The organism is Nonomuraea sp. NPDC049152, assembly GCF_040648355.1.
Lineage (GTDB): Bacteria > Actinomycetota > Actinomycetes > Streptosporangiales > Streptosporangiaceae > Nonomuraea.
Map to the genome: position 1 here is coordinate 314,973 of NZ_JBEZDO010000002.1, position 14,247 is coordinate 329,219.

The window sequence follows — 14,247 nt, forward strand, 5'->3', positions numbered from 1 at the left end:
GCCGGTCTTGAGTGGTTGCCGCTCGATGTGCGTCGACGAGAGGACGTCGATGTGCTGATCGGCGCATTCCGGCCAGAGGTGGTCATTAACGCTGCCTTCCGGCGTTGAGTTCGGTACCTTCGCGCCCGTCGGCCGGACCACACGGGGGAAGAGCGGACCGTAGGAAGACCCAACCCTCACGCATGAGATCCCCGAGAGATGAACACAGTCCATGAAGACTCGCGAGGCTACGGTGAGAACGCCATCGACCAGCCGCGCACCGGCAGCGGGCACACCGGCTCTCCACACAGGCCGACTCCCGGTTCGATCTGGGCGTAGGGCGGAGAAATCTCGCGGTCTCGGGTCCCTCAATGTGGTTCAACCGAGGCCGGGCCGGCCACATTCATTGCCGGGTCCGAACCGGAGGTTCGGGGCTGCAGGTCACCGGGGCCGGTGGCCCTTCCTTTTACGGCTGGCCGGCACGGCCCGGCGTCCGGAGCCATTCTGTGCGGGTTTTTGTGCCTGCCGCTGTGCCGGTTTCTCCGCGGGGGAGGCGGAGGTACGGCCCCGCGAGCTGTTCACTGTCCGGCCGCGGACGACGCCGATGAAATCTTCCACCAGGTCAGTGGTCGCGTCCGTGGGCCAGGCCAGCGCGACCTGGGACTGCGACGCGTCCTGCACCGGCCGGTAGGTGAGATCCCTGCGGTGGTGGAGGCGTGCCAGCGACTGCGGAACCAGGAGAAGCCCAGTGCCGGCCGCTACCAGCTCGACCGCGTCCGCCGTTGTGGCCGGTCGGGTGAACGCGGGCAGCCCGGGCCGGACCGTCCACTCGATGGTGTCGTCCAGAGGATGGAACACCTCGTCGTCGGTCAGGTCGGCGATGGCCACCTCGTCGGCGGCGGCCACCGCGTGGTCCTTGGGCACCACGACCACCGTGGTCTCCACGTAGAGAGGAATCACGCTGAGCCCGTCCCGGTCGACCGGCAGCCTGACGAATCCGGCGTCGGCGCCGCCCTCCCGCAGGAGCCCCACCACCTCGGCGGCGGGGACCGCGACCAAAGTAACCGGCACGCCGGGCATCCTCTCGGTCCAGACGTTGACCCATTTCGCGGGTGTCACCCCGGGCACGTACGCCAGCCGGAACACCCTGCCGGTCTCCGCATCAGTCACTTCCTCAGGGTACCGATGTCAGGGAACCCGTTCCGACTGACTACTCTCGACGCTATGAACTCGTCCAAACCGAAGACCATCCAGACGATGAAGCCCGAGACCGCGGCCAAGAAGCTGGGTGTTCTCCTTTCGGCCACTCCCGCCGAGTTCCAGGCGGGTGTCGTCTCCAGGGACGAGCTGAACGAGTTGCAGTCGAGGCCACCCGCCTGGCTCGCCGACCTTCGCCGCAACGGCCCGCACCCCAAGCAGGTCATCGCCGCGAAGCTCGGAATCTCCATTTCCGGCCTGACCAGAGGCGGGATCACCGAACCGCTCACCACCACTGATATCGATGCGCTGAAGGCGGAGAACCCAGCGTGGCTGGAGCGCGAGCGGTCCATCCAGGCCGAGACCCGCAAAGAGGCACTCCGCCTCAAGCAGCGCTAGACAGCTGAGATCATGAACGTCTCCGACTCGAGACGAGCTCGTCGACGGAGCGGCTGATCAACTATGGTGACCGGCCATGAGAACCCTCATCGTCGGCGGCAGCGGGTTTCTCGGCAGAGAGCTCGCTCGACAGTGTTCGCTGGCAGGGCACGAAGTTGCTGCGACGTATCTGACCCGGTCGGGAGAGACCGCTGGCGTTGAGTGGTTGCCGCTCGATGTGCGCCGCCGAGAGGACGTCGATGTACTGATCGGCGCATTCCGGCCAGAGGTGGTCATCAACGCTGCCTTCCGGCAGACGGATTGGGCGACCACGGCGACTGGCGCCGCGAACGTGGCTCTCGCTGTCTCCACGGCGGGTGGACGCCTCGTCCATGTGTCCAGCGACACCGTCTTCTCCGGCGCCGCGATCCGCTATGACGAGACGTGCGTTCCTGACCCGATCAGCCCGTATGGTGCGGCCAAAGCCGCCGCCGAGACAGCGGTGAACGCGATCGTGCCCGCTGCGGTGATAGCCCGGACATCCTTGATCATTGGCGACGGTGGCTCCCCGCACGAGGCGTTGGTGCATTCACTGGCCACCGGCAGGGCGAGAGGAGTGCTGTTCACCGATGACGTGCGGTGTCCCGTGCATGTAGTTGACCTTGCCGCGGCGCTCTTGGAACTTGCCGCATCTGAGTATCGCGGCATCCACCACGTCGCCGGAGCCGATGCCGTAAGCCGATACGAGCTCGGGCTGCTCATCGCTCGCCGCGATGGCCTGGACGCGGACCATTTGCCTTCAGGCCGGCGGGCGGACACCAGGTTGTCCGGCCCTATAGACGTGCGTTTGGACTGCACCATGACTCAGCGGCGGCTTCAGACCAAATTGCGCGGCGCGCGGCAGTTTCTGGGTGATGGTCAGCGATGATCGTGACTTCAGTCTGAAAGGCGAGTGACCAGCGTGCAGGTCGCCTGGCGTCCCGACCGCCATGCGCGAGGAACTGCACCACTTGGTGGACCGGTTGCCGGAGTCGGAGCTGAGGCGCGCTCTGGAGTTGGTCCGTGGGCTTCCGGACGAGTCCGGTACCGCTGAGCGCGTGAGTGAGTGACTCCCGAATTGGCGTGACCTCTGGCACGCTCCCACCGGGTCTACTTGCCGGCTCCAGCGCGCCCGTGTTCGACGACGGCGCAGACCAGCGCACCGAGCATCATGCCGATACCGGCCTTGAGCGCTGTATCGATCTTTCCGGGCTCGAGACCGAAATAGAAGTAGCGGCCGATCGACCAGCGAGTCAATCCGACAAGCGCGAGTAAGAGCAGAGCGACTCCACCGCTCAGGAATGCTTTCCTGAAGAACTGAGCAGTGGAGGACGGATCTGCACGCGACCGCCACATGGCGTGCAAGAGAGCGGCTAACGGCAGAAGGATGAGAAGCGGCGCAACGACGTTCATGGGGCGTGATCGTATGGGAAGCCGCGTCAACCGCCACATCTTCTCGGACAGGTATCCGGAAACCGACGACAATCGCCTCGGACGGCCATGGACCGAAGAGGATCACACTGGACTGTGAGCCCAGGTGAGCATAGGAACCCGGGGTGGTCCCGCCTTCTTCAAGGGGTGCCTTACTAGCGTGGGGTCACTGGTTCGAACCCAGTACCGCCCGCAAAGGAAGTCCTGAGCTGGAAACACACCTCGGGACTTCGGCAGTTCTGCGTATTTGCCATCTGGCTACATCGCTGAGCGATCACTCGCTTTGTCGGTCGCCTTTCCGGCATCGCGCTCCATGCCCTCAACGACACCGGATCCCGCCGTTACGGCCGCAAGATCACCTCGTTTCGGCGACACACGCTCGTTGTGGTCGGCATCCAGACGGGGTGGCGTCTTGAAGGCAGCGACCGACTACCACGAACGCGTCCTCGCCCCGCCTGAAGGTGTCCGCCCGCGTCTACCGGTACGTCACGCTGGACGGGCCGCCTTTCTAGGTCGCTGAACGCAACGAGTTCCTGCGGCGTGCCCCCGTACGACGTGATCCCACAAGCTCGCCAAAACTCTGGCTGGGTTGAAGCTGCAGGAGGTGAGCGACGTCAAGCCGACAGCGCTGGTTGGGCGGTCGGCCAGTCCTACCTCGCGGTGACAGCGACCACGGGGAGGCCGGTGGGCCGCCGACCCGCGAGTGGTCGGCGAGCGCTGCGCCCGTGAGAAGGACCGCCTCAGCTCGCGGCCTTCTTGATGAGCGCGCCGTTCCTGGGATACGCGGGCATCCCGTACCAGAGCTTCGGCGAGAGGGCCGGCGCGTTGGCTTTGACGATGTCATGGAGCCGCTCGGCGAGGACGCGGTCCGCCTCCTCCATTTCGACGATCTTCGCGAGCACTTCGCTGTCCGCGTCCGGCTTGGCCGCGCGCGGGCCGCGCCGCGCGGACGCCTTCCGCTTGCTCGCGGCCACGTCCGCTGCTCCCAGAACGATCTCGTCGAACTGCTGGGTGGCCGGCCGGTGTCACGACCTTCAAGATCGTCCCATCCGGGGCCTGTACGACGCCGCCGTAGCACCGAAGGCGGTCCAGAAGCGGTCGGCGGCCGCGGTGTCGACCACCTCGAGGGTGAAGGATTCGATGGAAGTCATATCCGTCACGCCAGTTGCGGCTCGGTGACCGGCGCCTCTCGACTCCTGACCGGTCTCGTCACCTGTTTCGCCACGCACGACGGCATCCCCGCCGCAGCGCCCGCCGTGCGGCGCTGGTAGGCGCTGGGCGGCATGCCGACCAGCTCGGTGAAGCGGGTGCTGAAGGTGCCCAGCGACGAGCAACCGACCGCGAAGCAGACCTCGGTGACGCTGAGGTCGCCACGACGCAGCAGCGTCATCGCGCGCTCGATCCGACGTGTCATCAGATAGGCGTACGGCGACTCGCCGTAGGCGAGCCGGAACTGCCGGCTGAGATGCCCGGCCGACATGTGCGCGCCGCGGGCGAGCGCCTCGACGTCCAGCGGCTGCGCGTACTCCCGGTCGATCCGATCGCGGACGCGGCGCAGTCGCGCAAGATCCTTCAGGCGCTGTGCCGCGGTAAGCGCGCGCCCCCATACGGGATGACACATGAGAGAACTCCTTTCATCGATGTCCGCGAGCACCTGGGCTACATGGCGAGGTGCTCGCCGGTGAGGGTGAAGCCGGCGGCGAGGCCGGTGGCCGGTGGGCGCCGCCCTTCTCCGCCATGTGAACGGCCGGCGTGCGCGCCTCTCGTTCGCGGCGGCCGACATCGCGAGGACCTCCGCGATGTCTCGGCCGTCGAGGGTGAGTCGAGGACGGAGTCCTGGCAGCGCTGGCCCCCGCATTCTCTGCGGCGGTCATCATGGCCAAATCGATTACCGAACGGCTCAGCGAAGCTCCTGGATGCGGACCAGGTTGCCCGCGGGATCGCGGAAGGCGCAGTCGCGGACGCCGTACGGCTGCTCCGTCGGCTCCTGGACGACCTCGGCGTCGCCGGCCTGTAGCTTCTCGAAGGTGCCGTCGAGGTCCCGGGTGGCCAGCAGGATCCAGCCGTAGGTGCCCTTGGCCATCATCTCGATGATGGTGCGGCGCTCGTCCTCGGTGATGCCGGGGTCGGCGGCCGGCGGCGCCAGGAGGATGGACGTGCCGGGCTGGTCGACGGGACCCACCGTGATCCAGCGCATCTTGCCCTGTCCGACGTCGCTGCGTACCTCGAAGCCGAGGGCGTCGCGGTAGAAGGCCAGGGCGGCGTCCGGGTCGTCATGCGGGAGGAAGCTCGTGTGAATGGTGATGTCCATGGACGTCACGTTATATGCGGCCCGGTGACCGGTGCTTCTCGAATCCTGATCGGTCCGGCCACCTGCTCACCTAGGAGCTCCACGACTCGATGTAGCCGTCCCATGTCGGCCACAGCGCGGAGGGTACGAGACTCTGGTTTCATCGTCGCAAGGCCATTACCAGCGTCACTGCTGTGTCGAGTAACTCCACCTCTCGTGGGCTCAGGGCCGCGTCGGCGGCCCGTCTCGCCCGGGCCTGCGCGAGGTACCCGGTTCGGGCATCGCCGATGTTCACGGTGCCGTCGAGATGCGCCAGCAGCGATGAGAGCACCAGGCGGGCCGGTGTTGCCACCTCGCTCACCGGGTCCACGGCGACCTGCGCGTGGATCAGGGCCGACATCGCCCAATCCAGTCCCGGCGGCCCTTCCGCCGTGTTGCACCAGTCGATCACAACCGGTCCTTGCGACGTCAGCATCACGTTGTCCGGATGCAGATCGAGGTGCAGGATTCGATTTCCGGGAGCGGTAGAGGCCCGCGCCGGAATCGTGTGCAGGCGGCGCAACAGGTGCGCGAGAATTCCCCCCGCTTGCTCCGGCGTTATCGCGGCGTCGATCAGTGCCCGCAGCATGGTTGGTCCGGACAGCCGCTGCATCACCAGATCGGTGCGCGCGACCGAGCGGGCGTCCGGATCCGCGACGATCGTCATCGGAGATACGGCGGGCACGGGAAAGCCTCGGTCTGCGAGGTAGGACATCACCACTGCCTCGTCGGCCGCGTCACTGCCGTCTCGGTAACGGCGCAGCACCCACCCATCATCGATCGCGAACACATCTGCGCTGCGGCCTGAACCCAACAACTCTCCGGTCTGCACCAGAAGAATCCAATCAAGGAACGGCCGGGACATCCACTCACCCAACGCTGCTAGATCAACACGTCAATGGGCGGCAAACGCGGAGAAACGACATCAATCCGCGGAACCTTCGAGAAGACACAATCCGTAACGTCCATAATTGAGGCTCTATAGCGTTCCATGAGGTCGAATCGATTAGCGCGCGGTCTTGCGGTCTGCCTTCGTCGTTTCGTGCTCGTCGATCAGCGCGGCGCGCCCTCATGGCCGGGTTCGGGCTTGTTCCTCGACCAGGGCGGCGAAGCCGTCGAGATGGCGTGCGAGGCCGTACTCGAAAAGTCCGTCCAGGTCCGACGCGGTTTCCTCTGGAATCGTGGCCAGCAGTGGAAATCGTCCGCTGTCGAGGAGTTCGTCGGCCCGCTTCCGCTGTGTCACCCACCACCGGTCGAGCGTCACACCAGTCTCCTGCTCCGCTTCGACCTCGTCCGCCATGGACAGGGCAACGGTGACGACCAGTGCGTGCAGCGTGAGTGCCTCTCGAATCCGTGTCGTCATGGGCAATCCAAGCCCGTCGAGTGCGCGCAGGGTCCACTCGGTGTGGGCCATCATGTTGGGCACGAGCAACGGGCGAGTGAACGAGACGGCCCTGGGCAGCCAGAGGTGTCGCCGGCACAGCTCCCACTGCCGGCGGGAGATCAGTTCGAGCTTGGCTCGCCACCCCTCCGGCCCCGGGATGGGTAGCTCTGGTTCGCCGAAGGCTTCGTCGACCATCTGCGTCACCAGTTCGTCTTTGTTCGCCACATGCCGGTACAGCGACATCGGACCGACGCCGAGCTCGGCCGCGACTCGCCGCATGGACACGGCGTCGAGCCCCTCGGTGTCGGCGATCGCGATGGCGGTGCGCAGAACGTGCTTCCGGTTCAGTGCCTGCTTGGGGACACCGGTCTGTCGCGGTCTCGGTGACGTGGTCAGGCCGGCCGGCTGCTGCAGGCTCGTGAGCGCGCTGACCACCGTGCCGGAACCGACCTTCGCTTCGACCAGCCCTTCGTCGCGGAGAGTCGCCATCACTCTGGTCGCGGTCGCGACCGCGACGCCCCATCGTTGGGCGATCTGCCGGATGGAAGGCATCCGATCGCCGGGCCGCAGCTCGCCTGCCGCGATCCGGGCACGGATCTCCGCGACGATCCGCCGGTACGGCGGATCCGGTATCTGCGTTGACGACGACATGGGAGCCCCCGGGTTCATCGGTAGGTCGTTGCCTGCAGCAGTGTACTAGTTCAATCTCTACCGTACTAGTTCACTTTTTTCGCCTACGTCGCGGAATAGCGCCAGTTCTGCGGCTGGTTCAATACTCTGTACGCATGACATCAGATACGTCGTACGCGCTTGTACGGCAGGCGGATGACGCGGACCGGCAGGCGGTGTTGGACGTCCTGACCGAGGCGTTCGTGGACGATCCCCTCGTCTGCTGGATCTTCCCCGAGGCGAGCGAACGAGGTCGTCTCCAGTCGCACTTCTACCGTCCTCTGCTCACCCATCCCGCCGGCGAGGCATACCTGGCCGGCCGTCGCGAGGGTGCGTCGGTGTGGCTGACGTTGGCCACAGGCGAGGCGCCCCATGGGGAGCATCCAGACGTGCCCGAGACGGGAGAGAGCAGCGCGCGGTTGCGGGCTCTGGGCCAGGCGCTGGCTCAACGGCACCCCGATCGCGAACCACACCTCTACCTCCCGTGTATGGGGGTGATCAGTGGGCGGCAGGGCGCCGGGCTCGGCTCGGCGATGTTGCGGCACCGGCTCGCGCGGGCGGACGCCGACGGGCTCGCCGCGTATCTGGAGGCGAGTTCGCCCCGGAGCCGTGCCCTCTACCTGCGGCACGGATTCGAGGATCTCGGCGAACCGGTTCGCGTGGCCGACAGCCCGCTCCTGCGGCCGATGTGGCGCCGACCGCGCCGTTGACCGCCGGCTCGCACCGCCCGTCCAGCCACCCTCACTCAACAGCGGAACCCGCCAGACAACCCAACAGGCAAAAGGAGAGAGAACGTTGATGACAACGAACCACGAAGCAGGGACCAGCGGTGTCAGCGAGCTCGGCGCGACGCCGCTTCACGACACCGCGACCCCCGCCATCGATCACGGTGATGATCGGCGCCCGCCGACCCTGGTCTTCGTCCACGGCACCAACGCCTCGTCGTCCTGGTGCTCGGGGCTGATCCGCGAACTCACCCTGCGCGGGCACAGGAGCGTGGCCGTCGACCTTCCAGGACACGGCGATGAAGGGTTCTTCCCCCGTGCGTACCAGGCCCCGCAGGACCTCGAAGCGCTGGCCACCGAGCCGTCGCCGCTCGCCAAGATCACCATCGACGACTATGTCGAGCGCGTCGTGGATGTGGTGCGCCGCGCCCGCCGCCACGGGCCGGTGATCCTTGCCGGTGCCAGCCAGGGCGGCGTCACCGTGAGCAGGGTCGGCAACGCCGTCCCTGACCTGCTCGAGCGGGTTGTCTATGTCGCGGCGTACTGCTGTGTGGACCTGCCGAACATGGCCGCCTATCTCGCCACGCCGGAGAACAGCGACAGCCTGCTCCCTCTTATAGAGGCGGTGAAGGTTGCCGATCCAGCGATCCTGGGGGTGAACCGGCTCAACTGGCGCTCGGCCGACCCGTCGGTGTTCCAGGCCGTCAAGCAGTGCCTTGCCGGCGACTTCACCGACGAGGAGGTGAGCCGGCTGCTCAACATGCTCGAGCCGGACGAGACCGCCAGCATTCCCATGGCTGAGGCTCGGGGCGAAGCGCAGACCTGGGGCCGGATTCCCCGGACGTATGTGCGCTTCACCCTCGACCGGCTGATTCCGCCTGCACTGCAAGACCGATTCATCAACGAGGCCGACCGCCTCACTCCGGACAACCCGACTGAGGTGCGAAGCGTCGCGGCACCCCATGTCGGCCCGTTCGACCGGCCTGAACTGGTGGAGATCTTCGCCGAGCTCGCCGGCCGCTGACCCAGCGCACCCCGAAGCGGCGAGCCGCGCTGGTCGTGCCGAGCGGCCGGTCCAGCGCGCACCCCGGAACGGCGGGCCGCGCGGGTCCTGCCAAGCGAGCGGTCCAGCGCGGTCGAGCAGCAGTTGCCGGGCGAGCGCCGCGCGGTTGAGCGCCCTGGTGTCGAGAACGGTCATCTGGTCACGCCGCGGCGCGCTCGTGGGCCGCTCGCCTGCGCAGCGCCGCGTGCTCGATGGCGGGCGGAACATAGGACACGTCAAGCGGGCCGATGTCGGTCCTCCAGGGTGTTCGCGGGTGTTGGCCTTCGCGTGGGCAGGGCGGTGGCACTGGCGGGGCCGGGCGGTCGGCACCCGGCCCCAGCCCGATCCGGCGCGGCGCCGGATCGGGACGGCGGTCCGATCCTGCGGAATCCGCCGGTCAGCTCGACTTCTGCCCGTCGAGCGTCTCGCGCAGGATGTCCGCGTGCCCGGCGTGCTGGGCGGTCTCGGCGATGAGGTGCGTCAGCACGCGGCGCACGCTGCGCACCGCCCCCGGCTCGTTCCACGGCGCCTCCGGCAGCGGGTGGGTGGCCGACAGGTCGGGGACGGCGGCGATGATCTCCGCGGTCCGGGCGGCGACCTGCTCATAGCGCTGGAGGATGCCGGTCAGCGTCTCGCCGGGCAGCACCTGGAAGTCGTTCTGGTGGTCGATCGCCCACTGCGGGTACTCACGGGCGGTGCCCGCCGCGAAGTCCTCCCAGGTCACACCCTCGGGCAGGTCGTAGCGCATGGCCGACGGGCCCTCGACCACGAACCTCAGCCAGTCCTCCTCCATGGACGCGACGTGCTTGACCAGGCCGCCCAGGCACAGCGCGCTGGCCGTCGGGCGCTCGCCCGCCTGCTCGTCGCTGAGCCCGCGCACGGTGGTGAGCAGGGCGGACCGCGCGGCACGGAGCTGGCCGAGCAGGTCGGCCCGCTCGGCGTCGAGGGTCGGGGACGTCGCGGGGTCGGTGGTGGCGGTCATCGCCTTCAGATCCTTCCGGTTGTTGTCGGGAACGGGATGACAATCGCAGGGGCAGCGGCCAGGTTGTGTCCGCTTCTCAGGGGAATATGGAGTCATGCCGAAGACCTCAGCGCGACTGCTGTCGTTGCTCTCGCTGCTCCAGGCGCGCCGGGACTGGCCGGGGGCGCTGCTGGCCGAACGGCTGGATGTCAGCCCGCGCACCGTGCGCCGTGATGTCGACCGCCTGCGCGAGCTCGGCTATCCCATCGTGGCCTTCAAGGGGCCCGACGGTGGGTACCGGCTCGAGGCCGGCACGGAGCTGCCCCCGTTGCTGTTCGACGACGAGCAGGCCGTCGCTCTGGCCATCGCACTCCAGATCGCCACCACCACCGCTGCCGGCATCGAGGAAGCCGCGGCGCGGGCGCTGAACACCGTCCGGCAGGTCATGCCCGTACGGCTGCGCCGCCGGATCGACACTCTCCAGGTCACCGCCGTCGAGCGGCCCGCGAGCCGACCGGACCCACAGGTCGACAGCACCGTGCTCATCGCACTCAGCGCCGCCGTCCACGCCCGCGAAGTACTGCGCTTCGACTACACCCCCGCATCCCCACCAGGGGTGGAGGACGACGGCGTGCAGACCCCGCCGCGCCGGGTGCAGCCCCATCACCTCGTCACCCGGGGCGGGCGCTGGTACCTCGTCGCCTGGGATCTCGACCGCGAGGACTGGCGCACCTTCCGTGCCGACCGGATCACCCCGCGCACCCCTACAGGGCCCCGCTTCACCCCGCGCGAACTGCCAGGAGGTGCGGTGGCCGCCTTCGTGACCAGCAGGTTCCGGGGCTCCGACGGCTCGGGCGACTGGCCCTGCCGCGGCGAGGTGATCCTCGACCTCCCCGCCTCCGTCGTGTCCGGCTACACCCGCGACGGAGTCGTCGAGGAACTCGGCCCGAACCGCTGCCGGCTCGTCCTGGGCTCGTGGTCATGGCCTGGCCTGGCCGCCGCCATGGGCAGGTTCGACGCCGACATCGAGGTCGTCGGCCCGGCCGAGCTCAAGGACGCCTTCGCGCACCTGTCCCGCCGTTACGCCGACGCCGCAACCGGCGCGCCCGCCACGCCGCCCCCGATCCAATGAGCCAAGCGCGCGTCGAGCACGGTACGGCAGCGTGCGGACGGCCTCGCATCCACCGCCGGATGCGAGGCGGTGGGCCGGGTCCACCGCATCGTGCCTTCGCTCAGGTGCAGGGCCGGTGATTCACCCGGCAGATGCACCCGCTGCCGCTCTTGGTGTAGTCGCAGCAGTCGAACCGGTACAGCGTGCTCCCCAAGTAGGCACACGTCGTCCAGCACTGCTTGCCGCCGCAGGTGTAGCGCTTGGTGCGGCCGCTCGCGCAGCAGCTTGTGGCTGAGCAGCAGCTGCAGCCGGGCAGACCGTAGCAGCCGTCCGGCGCCGCCTCGGCTCGTCCGGGGAACCACGCGTTGCTGGCCACCCCGACGAGTGTCGCCCCGGCGACGGCGAGGAACCTGCTCCTCGTCAGCCGCGTCTTCTTCACGTGCTCGACGAGCATGCTGTCATCCCCCGTTGGTACGTCCAGTCTCTGTTCCCGCAGCACCTCGAGGTCCGCGGCGCTGTCGGCGTCGCCGCCCGTCGCGACAGCGATCATGAAGCCGTCCCTCTGCAGGACGACGGTGGGCCACATCGCGATGGGCAGGTCGGCGTCGACGGCCTTGGCCTGCTCGCCGTCGAAGGCATTGACGTGCGGTGGGAGCATCGCGAGCAGATCGGCGGAGGAGCCGCCGGCGATGATCGCCACCATCTGGCGGCCCGCGAACCTGCCCAGATCGGCCGCGAGGCCGTGACAGGTGCCGCAGGTGCTGGACATGAAGAGCAGCAACGCGTCCTGCGTCGCCTGGGCCAGCGGCTTGGCGGACAGCGGGACGGGGAACGCGGTGGGGGACGCCGCATGGCGGGTTCACCGCGTTGACGACGACCCCCGGTCGCTGTCATGTGCCGGGGGCTCGGTATTCCACCTCCTGCCTGGTGGCCTCGTCGATCTCCTCCGACGTCAGGAGGACAACCGTCTTCGTTCGTGCTCCGCCGGCTGCCGTCACTCTGAGGCCAACGGCGGCCGCGGCGACGTTGCCGGGCAGGTCGGCGACGATGTAGACGTCGTTCTCGCCGAATGCGAAGTACATCTGCTCGACCCGGCCACCGACGCTCTCCACCATGCGATCCACCGCCTGGCGCCGCGCGGTGCCTCCATCGCGAAGGACCCCCTTGAGGCCGTCCACGGTGTAGCCCGCCTGGATGAGGTATTTGGGCATGGTTGAACCCCTTCCTTGGCCGCCCCTGCCGGAACGGCCACGAATGCGATGACGTGGACGAACTTCTCGACATCGGTCGACGGTAAGCCCAGCCGATGGACTGATTTCCGCCTGGCGACGCACAGGACCTTGCGATGGTGTGCCGTCGCCGAACATGCCGCGCACCCACCGCACGGACGAAGAACCGGAGCGCTGCCGGCGCGGGTCGCCGGCGCTCCCGATGATGTTCGAGTGCCTCATGGGCCGCTGACCGGACCGGGGTCGCTCGCGCAGAGCGGGGGGTGGCCGCGCGATGACGCGAAAAGCCCTCGCTCTGTGTGAGAGCGAGGGCTTCGATGTGGTGCCTGCGGTCAGGTCAGCATCTGCTGGCGCCGTCGAAGGATCGGACGCCGCGGGGCACTTGTGTGCTGATGGTCTGCCCGGGCCGCACGGTCTCGCAGGGGCCGTCTGTGCCGCGCGCCCAGACGATCTTCAGGTTCAGCGAGTAGTCGCAGTCGTTTCTGGCGTAGCCGGTCTTGGTGATGCGTCCTGTGTGTTCCCAGACGGTGACGCAGGTCGGGGCGTTGCCTGCGGGGACTGCCGCGGCGGCCTGGCCGGGCAGGGCGAGAAGGCTCGCGACGAGGAGGCCGGACGCGGTGAGGGCGGCACCTGTGCTGAGAGCGATGCGCATGGTCGGGGTTTCCTTTCATGGGGGAACCTCGCCATTAGTAACTGCACGACTACATGGAGTCAAGCTCTCTTGTGGGGTGGCGCTCCCGCCTGGGTGGTCGGCGGCTCTTGACGACGTCGGGGGAGTACCGCGTCGGATGTGAGAGGTCAGGAGGCGGGCAGGACGTTCAGGCGCTTCAGGAGGTCGCGGGCCAGCGGCACTCGCTTGCTCGTGTCGCTGTCGGCGTTCACGTCGATGTTCAGCGCGAAGGTGTACAGGCGGTGGTCGCGCTCGACCCAGCCCACCCACCAGCCGATGCTGGGCTTGACGTCGAAGGCCCAGCCGGTCTTGGCGTAGAGGGCGTAGCCGTCCTTCTCCTCGATCTTCAGCATGTCGCGGACCAGCTGCTGGTTCTTCTTGGAGGCAGGCAGCTTCTGGCGGGCGAGCCTGGACAGGAAGCGCGTCTGCTCGACGGCCGAGATCTCCAGCGGTCCCTCGAGCCAGAACGTGTCGACCACGGCGCCGACCTCGCGGTTGCCGTAGCCGAGGCGGTTGAGCCACTGCTGTTCCCTCTTGAGCCCGATCCGGCGGGTGATCGTCTGGAAGACGGGGACGTTGGAGGCCCTGATGGCGTCGCCGAGGTTCATGTCCTTCTCCCACTCGGGGAAGCGCTGGGGTCGGCCGCCGTAGGGGATGACCTCGTTCTCGTCCTTGACCGCGCCGCTCTCCAGCGCGACGAGGGCGTGAGGGATCTTGAAGGTCGACGCGGGGATCAGGCGGCGTTCGGCTCTGGCGCGGTCGACGACCGTGGTGCGGCCGGTCCTGACGTCCATGAGGGCGAAGGTGCCGCGTACGCCGGCCTGGTCGAAGAGAGCCCGCAGATCGTCCCTGACGACCGGATCGGTCTGGAGGGCGGCATCGGCGGCCTGGGCTGGCGCGGGGGTCGCCGTGGCGGGGACCGTGCCGCCGGCCAGCGCGGAGATCGTCAGAAGGGCGGCGTTCAACAACATCGTGGGACGCTTCATGCGGGAGATCAGACCAGCGCGCCGGTGACATGTCCAATAGTGATATTGATCATCGAACGATACGAGAACAGATATCGTGCCTGTTCATAGGGCAAGAGGCGGCCCGGCCGTCCAGGG

General features: G+C 67.9%; 17 protein-coding genes. 5 read left to right on the plus strand and 12 right to left on the minus strand.

Annotation, left to right across the window (positions count from 1 at the left end; translation table 11 throughout):
* Window positions 1-420 precede the first annotated feature (420 nt).
* Window positions 421-1,149 carry a LysR family substrate-binding domain-containing protein gene (locus tag AB0B45_RS05220; RefSeq protein ID WP_358125552.1) on the minus strand — a complete coding sequence of 243 codons (729 nt, stop codon included), beginning with the start codon at window positions 1,147-1,149 and terminating at the stop codon, window positions 421-423.
* A 54-nt stretch (window positions 1,150-1,203) separates the two neighbouring features.
* Between AB0B45_RS05220 and AB0B45_RS05225 the strand changes: the two genes are divergently transcribed.
* Both AB0B45_RS05225 and AB0B45_RS05230 read left to right on the plus strand, forming a co-directional pair.
* Window positions 1,204-1,575 (plus strand): DUF5997 family protein, encoded by a 372-nt coding sequence (locus tag AB0B45_RS05225; RefSeq protein WP_358125555.1) that lies wholly within the window; start codon window positions 1,204-1,206, stop codon window positions 1,573-1,575.
* A 76-nt stretch (window positions 1,576-1,651) separates the two neighbouring features.
* Complete coding sequence (locus tag AB0B45_RS05230; RefSeq protein WP_358125558.1) at window positions 1,652-2,482, plus strand: sugar nucleotide-binding protein; 831 nt, start codon at window positions 1,652-1,654, stop codon at window positions 2,480-2,482.
* A 221-nt stretch (window positions 2,483-2,703) separates the two neighbouring features.
* On the opposite strand, the gene AB0B45_RS05235 is transcribed toward AB0B45_RS05230, so the two are convergent.
* The 6 genes from AB0B45_RS05235 to AB0B45_RS05260 form a co-directional block, all read right to left on the minus strand.
* A complete protein-coding gene (locus AB0B45_RS05235; protein WP_358125561.1) occupies window positions 2,704-3,006 on the minus strand; it encodes a hypothetical protein in 303 nt (100 codons plus the stop codon).
* Window positions 3,007-3,764: 758 nt separating this feature from the next.
* On the minus strand, window positions 3,765-3,998 hold the full coding sequence (locus tag AB0B45_RS05240) for a hypothetical protein (RefSeq protein WP_358125565.1): 234 nt from the start codon (window positions 3,996-3,998) through the stop codon (window positions 3,765-3,767).
* A 182-nt stretch (window positions 3,999-4,180) separates the two neighbouring features.
* Entirely contained in the window at window positions 4,181-4,645 is a 465-nt protein-coding gene (locus AB0B45_RS05245) for an AraC family transcriptional regulator (RefSeq protein ID WP_358125568.1), read from the minus strand.
* Between the two features lie 279 nt (window positions 4,646-4,924).
* Entirely contained in the window at window positions 4,925-5,335 is a 411-nt protein-coding gene (locus tag AB0B45_RS05250) for a VOC family protein (protein ID WP_358125571.1), read from the minus strand.
* Window positions 5,336-5,474: 139 nt separating this feature from the next.
* Window positions 5,475-6,218, minus strand: coding sequence for a phosphotransferase (locus AB0B45_RS05255; protein ID WP_358125574.1), 744 nt, complete (start codon window positions 6,216-6,218; stop codon window positions 5,475-5,477).
* 204 nt (window positions 6,219-6,422) lie between these two features.
* Window positions 6,423-7,388, minus strand: a complete 966-nt coding sequence (locus AB0B45_RS05260) for a GntR family transcriptional regulator (protein WP_358125577.1) — start codon at window positions 7,386-7,388, stop codon at window positions 6,423-6,425.
* Window positions 7,389-7,522: 134 nt separating this feature from the next.
* Between AB0B45_RS05260 and AB0B45_RS05265 the strand changes: the two genes are divergently transcribed.
* Both AB0B45_RS05265 and AB0B45_RS05270 read left to right on the plus strand, forming a co-directional pair.
* Window positions 7,523-8,116: a GNAT family N-acetyltransferase gene (locus tag AB0B45_RS05265; RefSeq protein ID WP_358125579.1), complete on the plus strand. Its 594-nt coding sequence runs from the start codon at window positions 7,523-7,525 to the stop codon at window positions 8,114-8,116.
* Window positions 8,117-8,204: 88 nt separating this feature from the next.
* The gene (locus tag AB0B45_RS05270) at window positions 8,205-9,155 is read left to right on the plus strand and encodes an alpha/beta hydrolase (RefSeq protein WP_358125581.1); all 951 of its coding nucleotides are present in this window, start codon (window positions 8,205-8,207) and stop codon (window positions 9,153-9,155) included.
* Window positions 9,156-9,570: 415 nt separating this feature from the next.
* On the opposite strand, the gene AB0B45_RS05275 is transcribed toward AB0B45_RS05270, so the two are convergent.
* Window positions 9,571-10,155 (minus strand): DinB family protein, encoded by a 585-nt coding sequence (locus tag AB0B45_RS05275; protein WP_358125584.1) that lies wholly within the window; start codon window positions 10,153-10,155, stop codon window positions 9,571-9,573.
* A 94-nt stretch (window positions 10,156-10,249) separates the two neighbouring features.
* Between AB0B45_RS05275 and AB0B45_RS05280 the strand changes: the two genes are divergently transcribed.
* On the plus strand, window positions 10,250-11,266 hold the full coding sequence (locus AB0B45_RS05280; RefSeq protein WP_358125587.1) for a WYL domain-containing protein: 1,017 nt from the start codon (window positions 10,250-10,252) through the stop codon (window positions 11,264-11,266).
* 100 nt (window positions 11,267-11,366) lie between these two features.
* On the opposite strand, the gene AB0B45_RS05285 is transcribed toward AB0B45_RS05280, so the two are convergent.
* From AB0B45_RS05285 to blaOXA, 4 genes are all read right to left on the minus strand, one after another.
* On the minus strand, window positions 11,367-12,014 hold the full coding sequence (locus AB0B45_RS05285) for a hypothetical protein (RefSeq protein ID WP_358125590.1): 648 nt from the start codon (window positions 12,012-12,014) through the stop codon (window positions 11,367-11,369).
* 121 nt (window positions 12,015-12,135) lie between these two features.
* The gene (locus AB0B45_RS05290) at window positions 12,136-12,456 is read right to left on the minus strand and encodes a GYD domain-containing protein (protein WP_358125593.1); all 321 of its coding nucleotides are present in this window, start codon (window positions 12,454-12,456) and stop codon (window positions 12,136-12,138) included.
* 355 nt (window positions 12,457-12,811) lie between these two features.
* On the minus strand, window positions 12,812-13,126 hold the full coding sequence (locus AB0B45_RS05295) for a hypothetical protein (RefSeq protein ID WP_358125596.1): 315 nt from the start codon (window positions 13,124-13,126) through the stop codon (window positions 12,812-12,814).
* Between the two features lie 146 nt (window positions 13,127-13,272).
* On the minus strand, window positions 13,273-14,130 hold the full coding sequence (blaOXA, locus tag AB0B45_RS05300; RefSeq protein ID WP_358125599.1) for a class D beta-lactamase: 858 nt from the start codon (window positions 14,128-14,130) through the stop codon (window positions 13,273-13,275).
* Window positions 14,131-14,247: the final 117 nt, after the last annotated feature.

What these genes read in the sequence shown, in the direction of transcription:
- AB0B45_RS05265 (WP_358125579.1), top strand. Translation starts at nt 7,523, where the DNA reads ATGACATCAGATACGTCGTACGCGCTTGTACGGCAGGCGGATGACGCG.
- AB0B45_RS05275 (WP_358125584.1), bottom strand. Translation starts at nt 10,155, where the DNA reads ATGACCGCCACCACCGACCCCGCGACGTCCCCGACCCTCGACGCCGAG.
- AB0B45_RS05250 (WP_358125571.1), bottom strand. Translation starts at nt 5,335, where the DNA reads ATGGACATCACCATTCACACGAGCTTCCTCCCGCATGACGACCCGGAC.
- AB0B45_RS05280 (WP_358125587.1), top strand. Translation starts at nt 10,250, where the DNA reads ATGCCGAAGACCTCAGCGCGACTGCTGTCGTTGCTCTCGCTGCTCCAG.
- AB0B45_RS05245 (WP_358125568.1), bottom strand. Translation starts at nt 4,645, where the DNA reads ATGTGTCATCCCGTATGGGGGCGCGCGCTTACCGCGGCACAGCGCCTG.
- AB0B45_RS05290 (WP_358125593.1), bottom strand. Translation starts at nt 12,456, where the DNA reads ATGCCCAAATACCTCATCCAGGCGGGCTACACCGTGGACGGCCTCAAG.
- AB0B45_RS05295 (WP_358125596.1), bottom strand. Translation starts at nt 13,126, where the DNA reads ATGCGCATCGCTCTCAGCACAGGTGCCGCCCTCACCGCGTCCGGCCTC.
- AB0B45_RS05235 (WP_358125561.1), bottom strand. Translation starts at nt 3,006, where the DNA reads ATGAACGTCGTTGCGCCGCTTCTCATCCTTCTGCCGTTAGCCGCTCTC.
- blaOXA (WP_358125599.1), bottom strand. Translation starts at nt 14,130, where the DNA reads ATGAAGCGTCCCACGATGTTGTTGAACGCCGCCCTTCTGACGATCTCC.
- AB0B45_RS05285 (WP_358125590.1), bottom strand. Translation starts at nt 12,014, where the DNA reads ATGTCCAGCACCTGCGGCACCTGTCACGGCCTCGCGGCCGATCTGGGC.
- AB0B45_RS05225 (WP_358125555.1), top strand. Translation starts at nt 1,204, where the DNA reads ATGAACTCGTCCAAACCGAAGACCATCCAGACGATGAAGCCCGAGACC.
- AB0B45_RS05255 (WP_358125574.1), bottom strand. Translation starts at nt 6,218, where the DNA reads ATGTCCCGGCCGTTCCTTGATTGGATTCTTCTGGTGCAGACCGGAGAG.
- AB0B45_RS05230 (WP_358125558.1), top strand. Translation starts at nt 1,652, where the DNA reads ATGAGAACCCTCATCGTCGGCGGCAGCGGGTTTCTCGGCAGAGAGCTC.
- AB0B45_RS05260 (WP_358125577.1), bottom strand. Translation starts at nt 7,388, where the DNA reads ATGTCGTCGTCAACGCAGATACCGGATCCGCCGTACCGGCGGATCGTC.
- AB0B45_RS05270 (WP_358125581.1), top strand. Translation starts at nt 8,205, where the DNA reads ATGACAACGAACCACGAAGCAGGGACCAGCGGTGTCAGCGAGCTCGGC.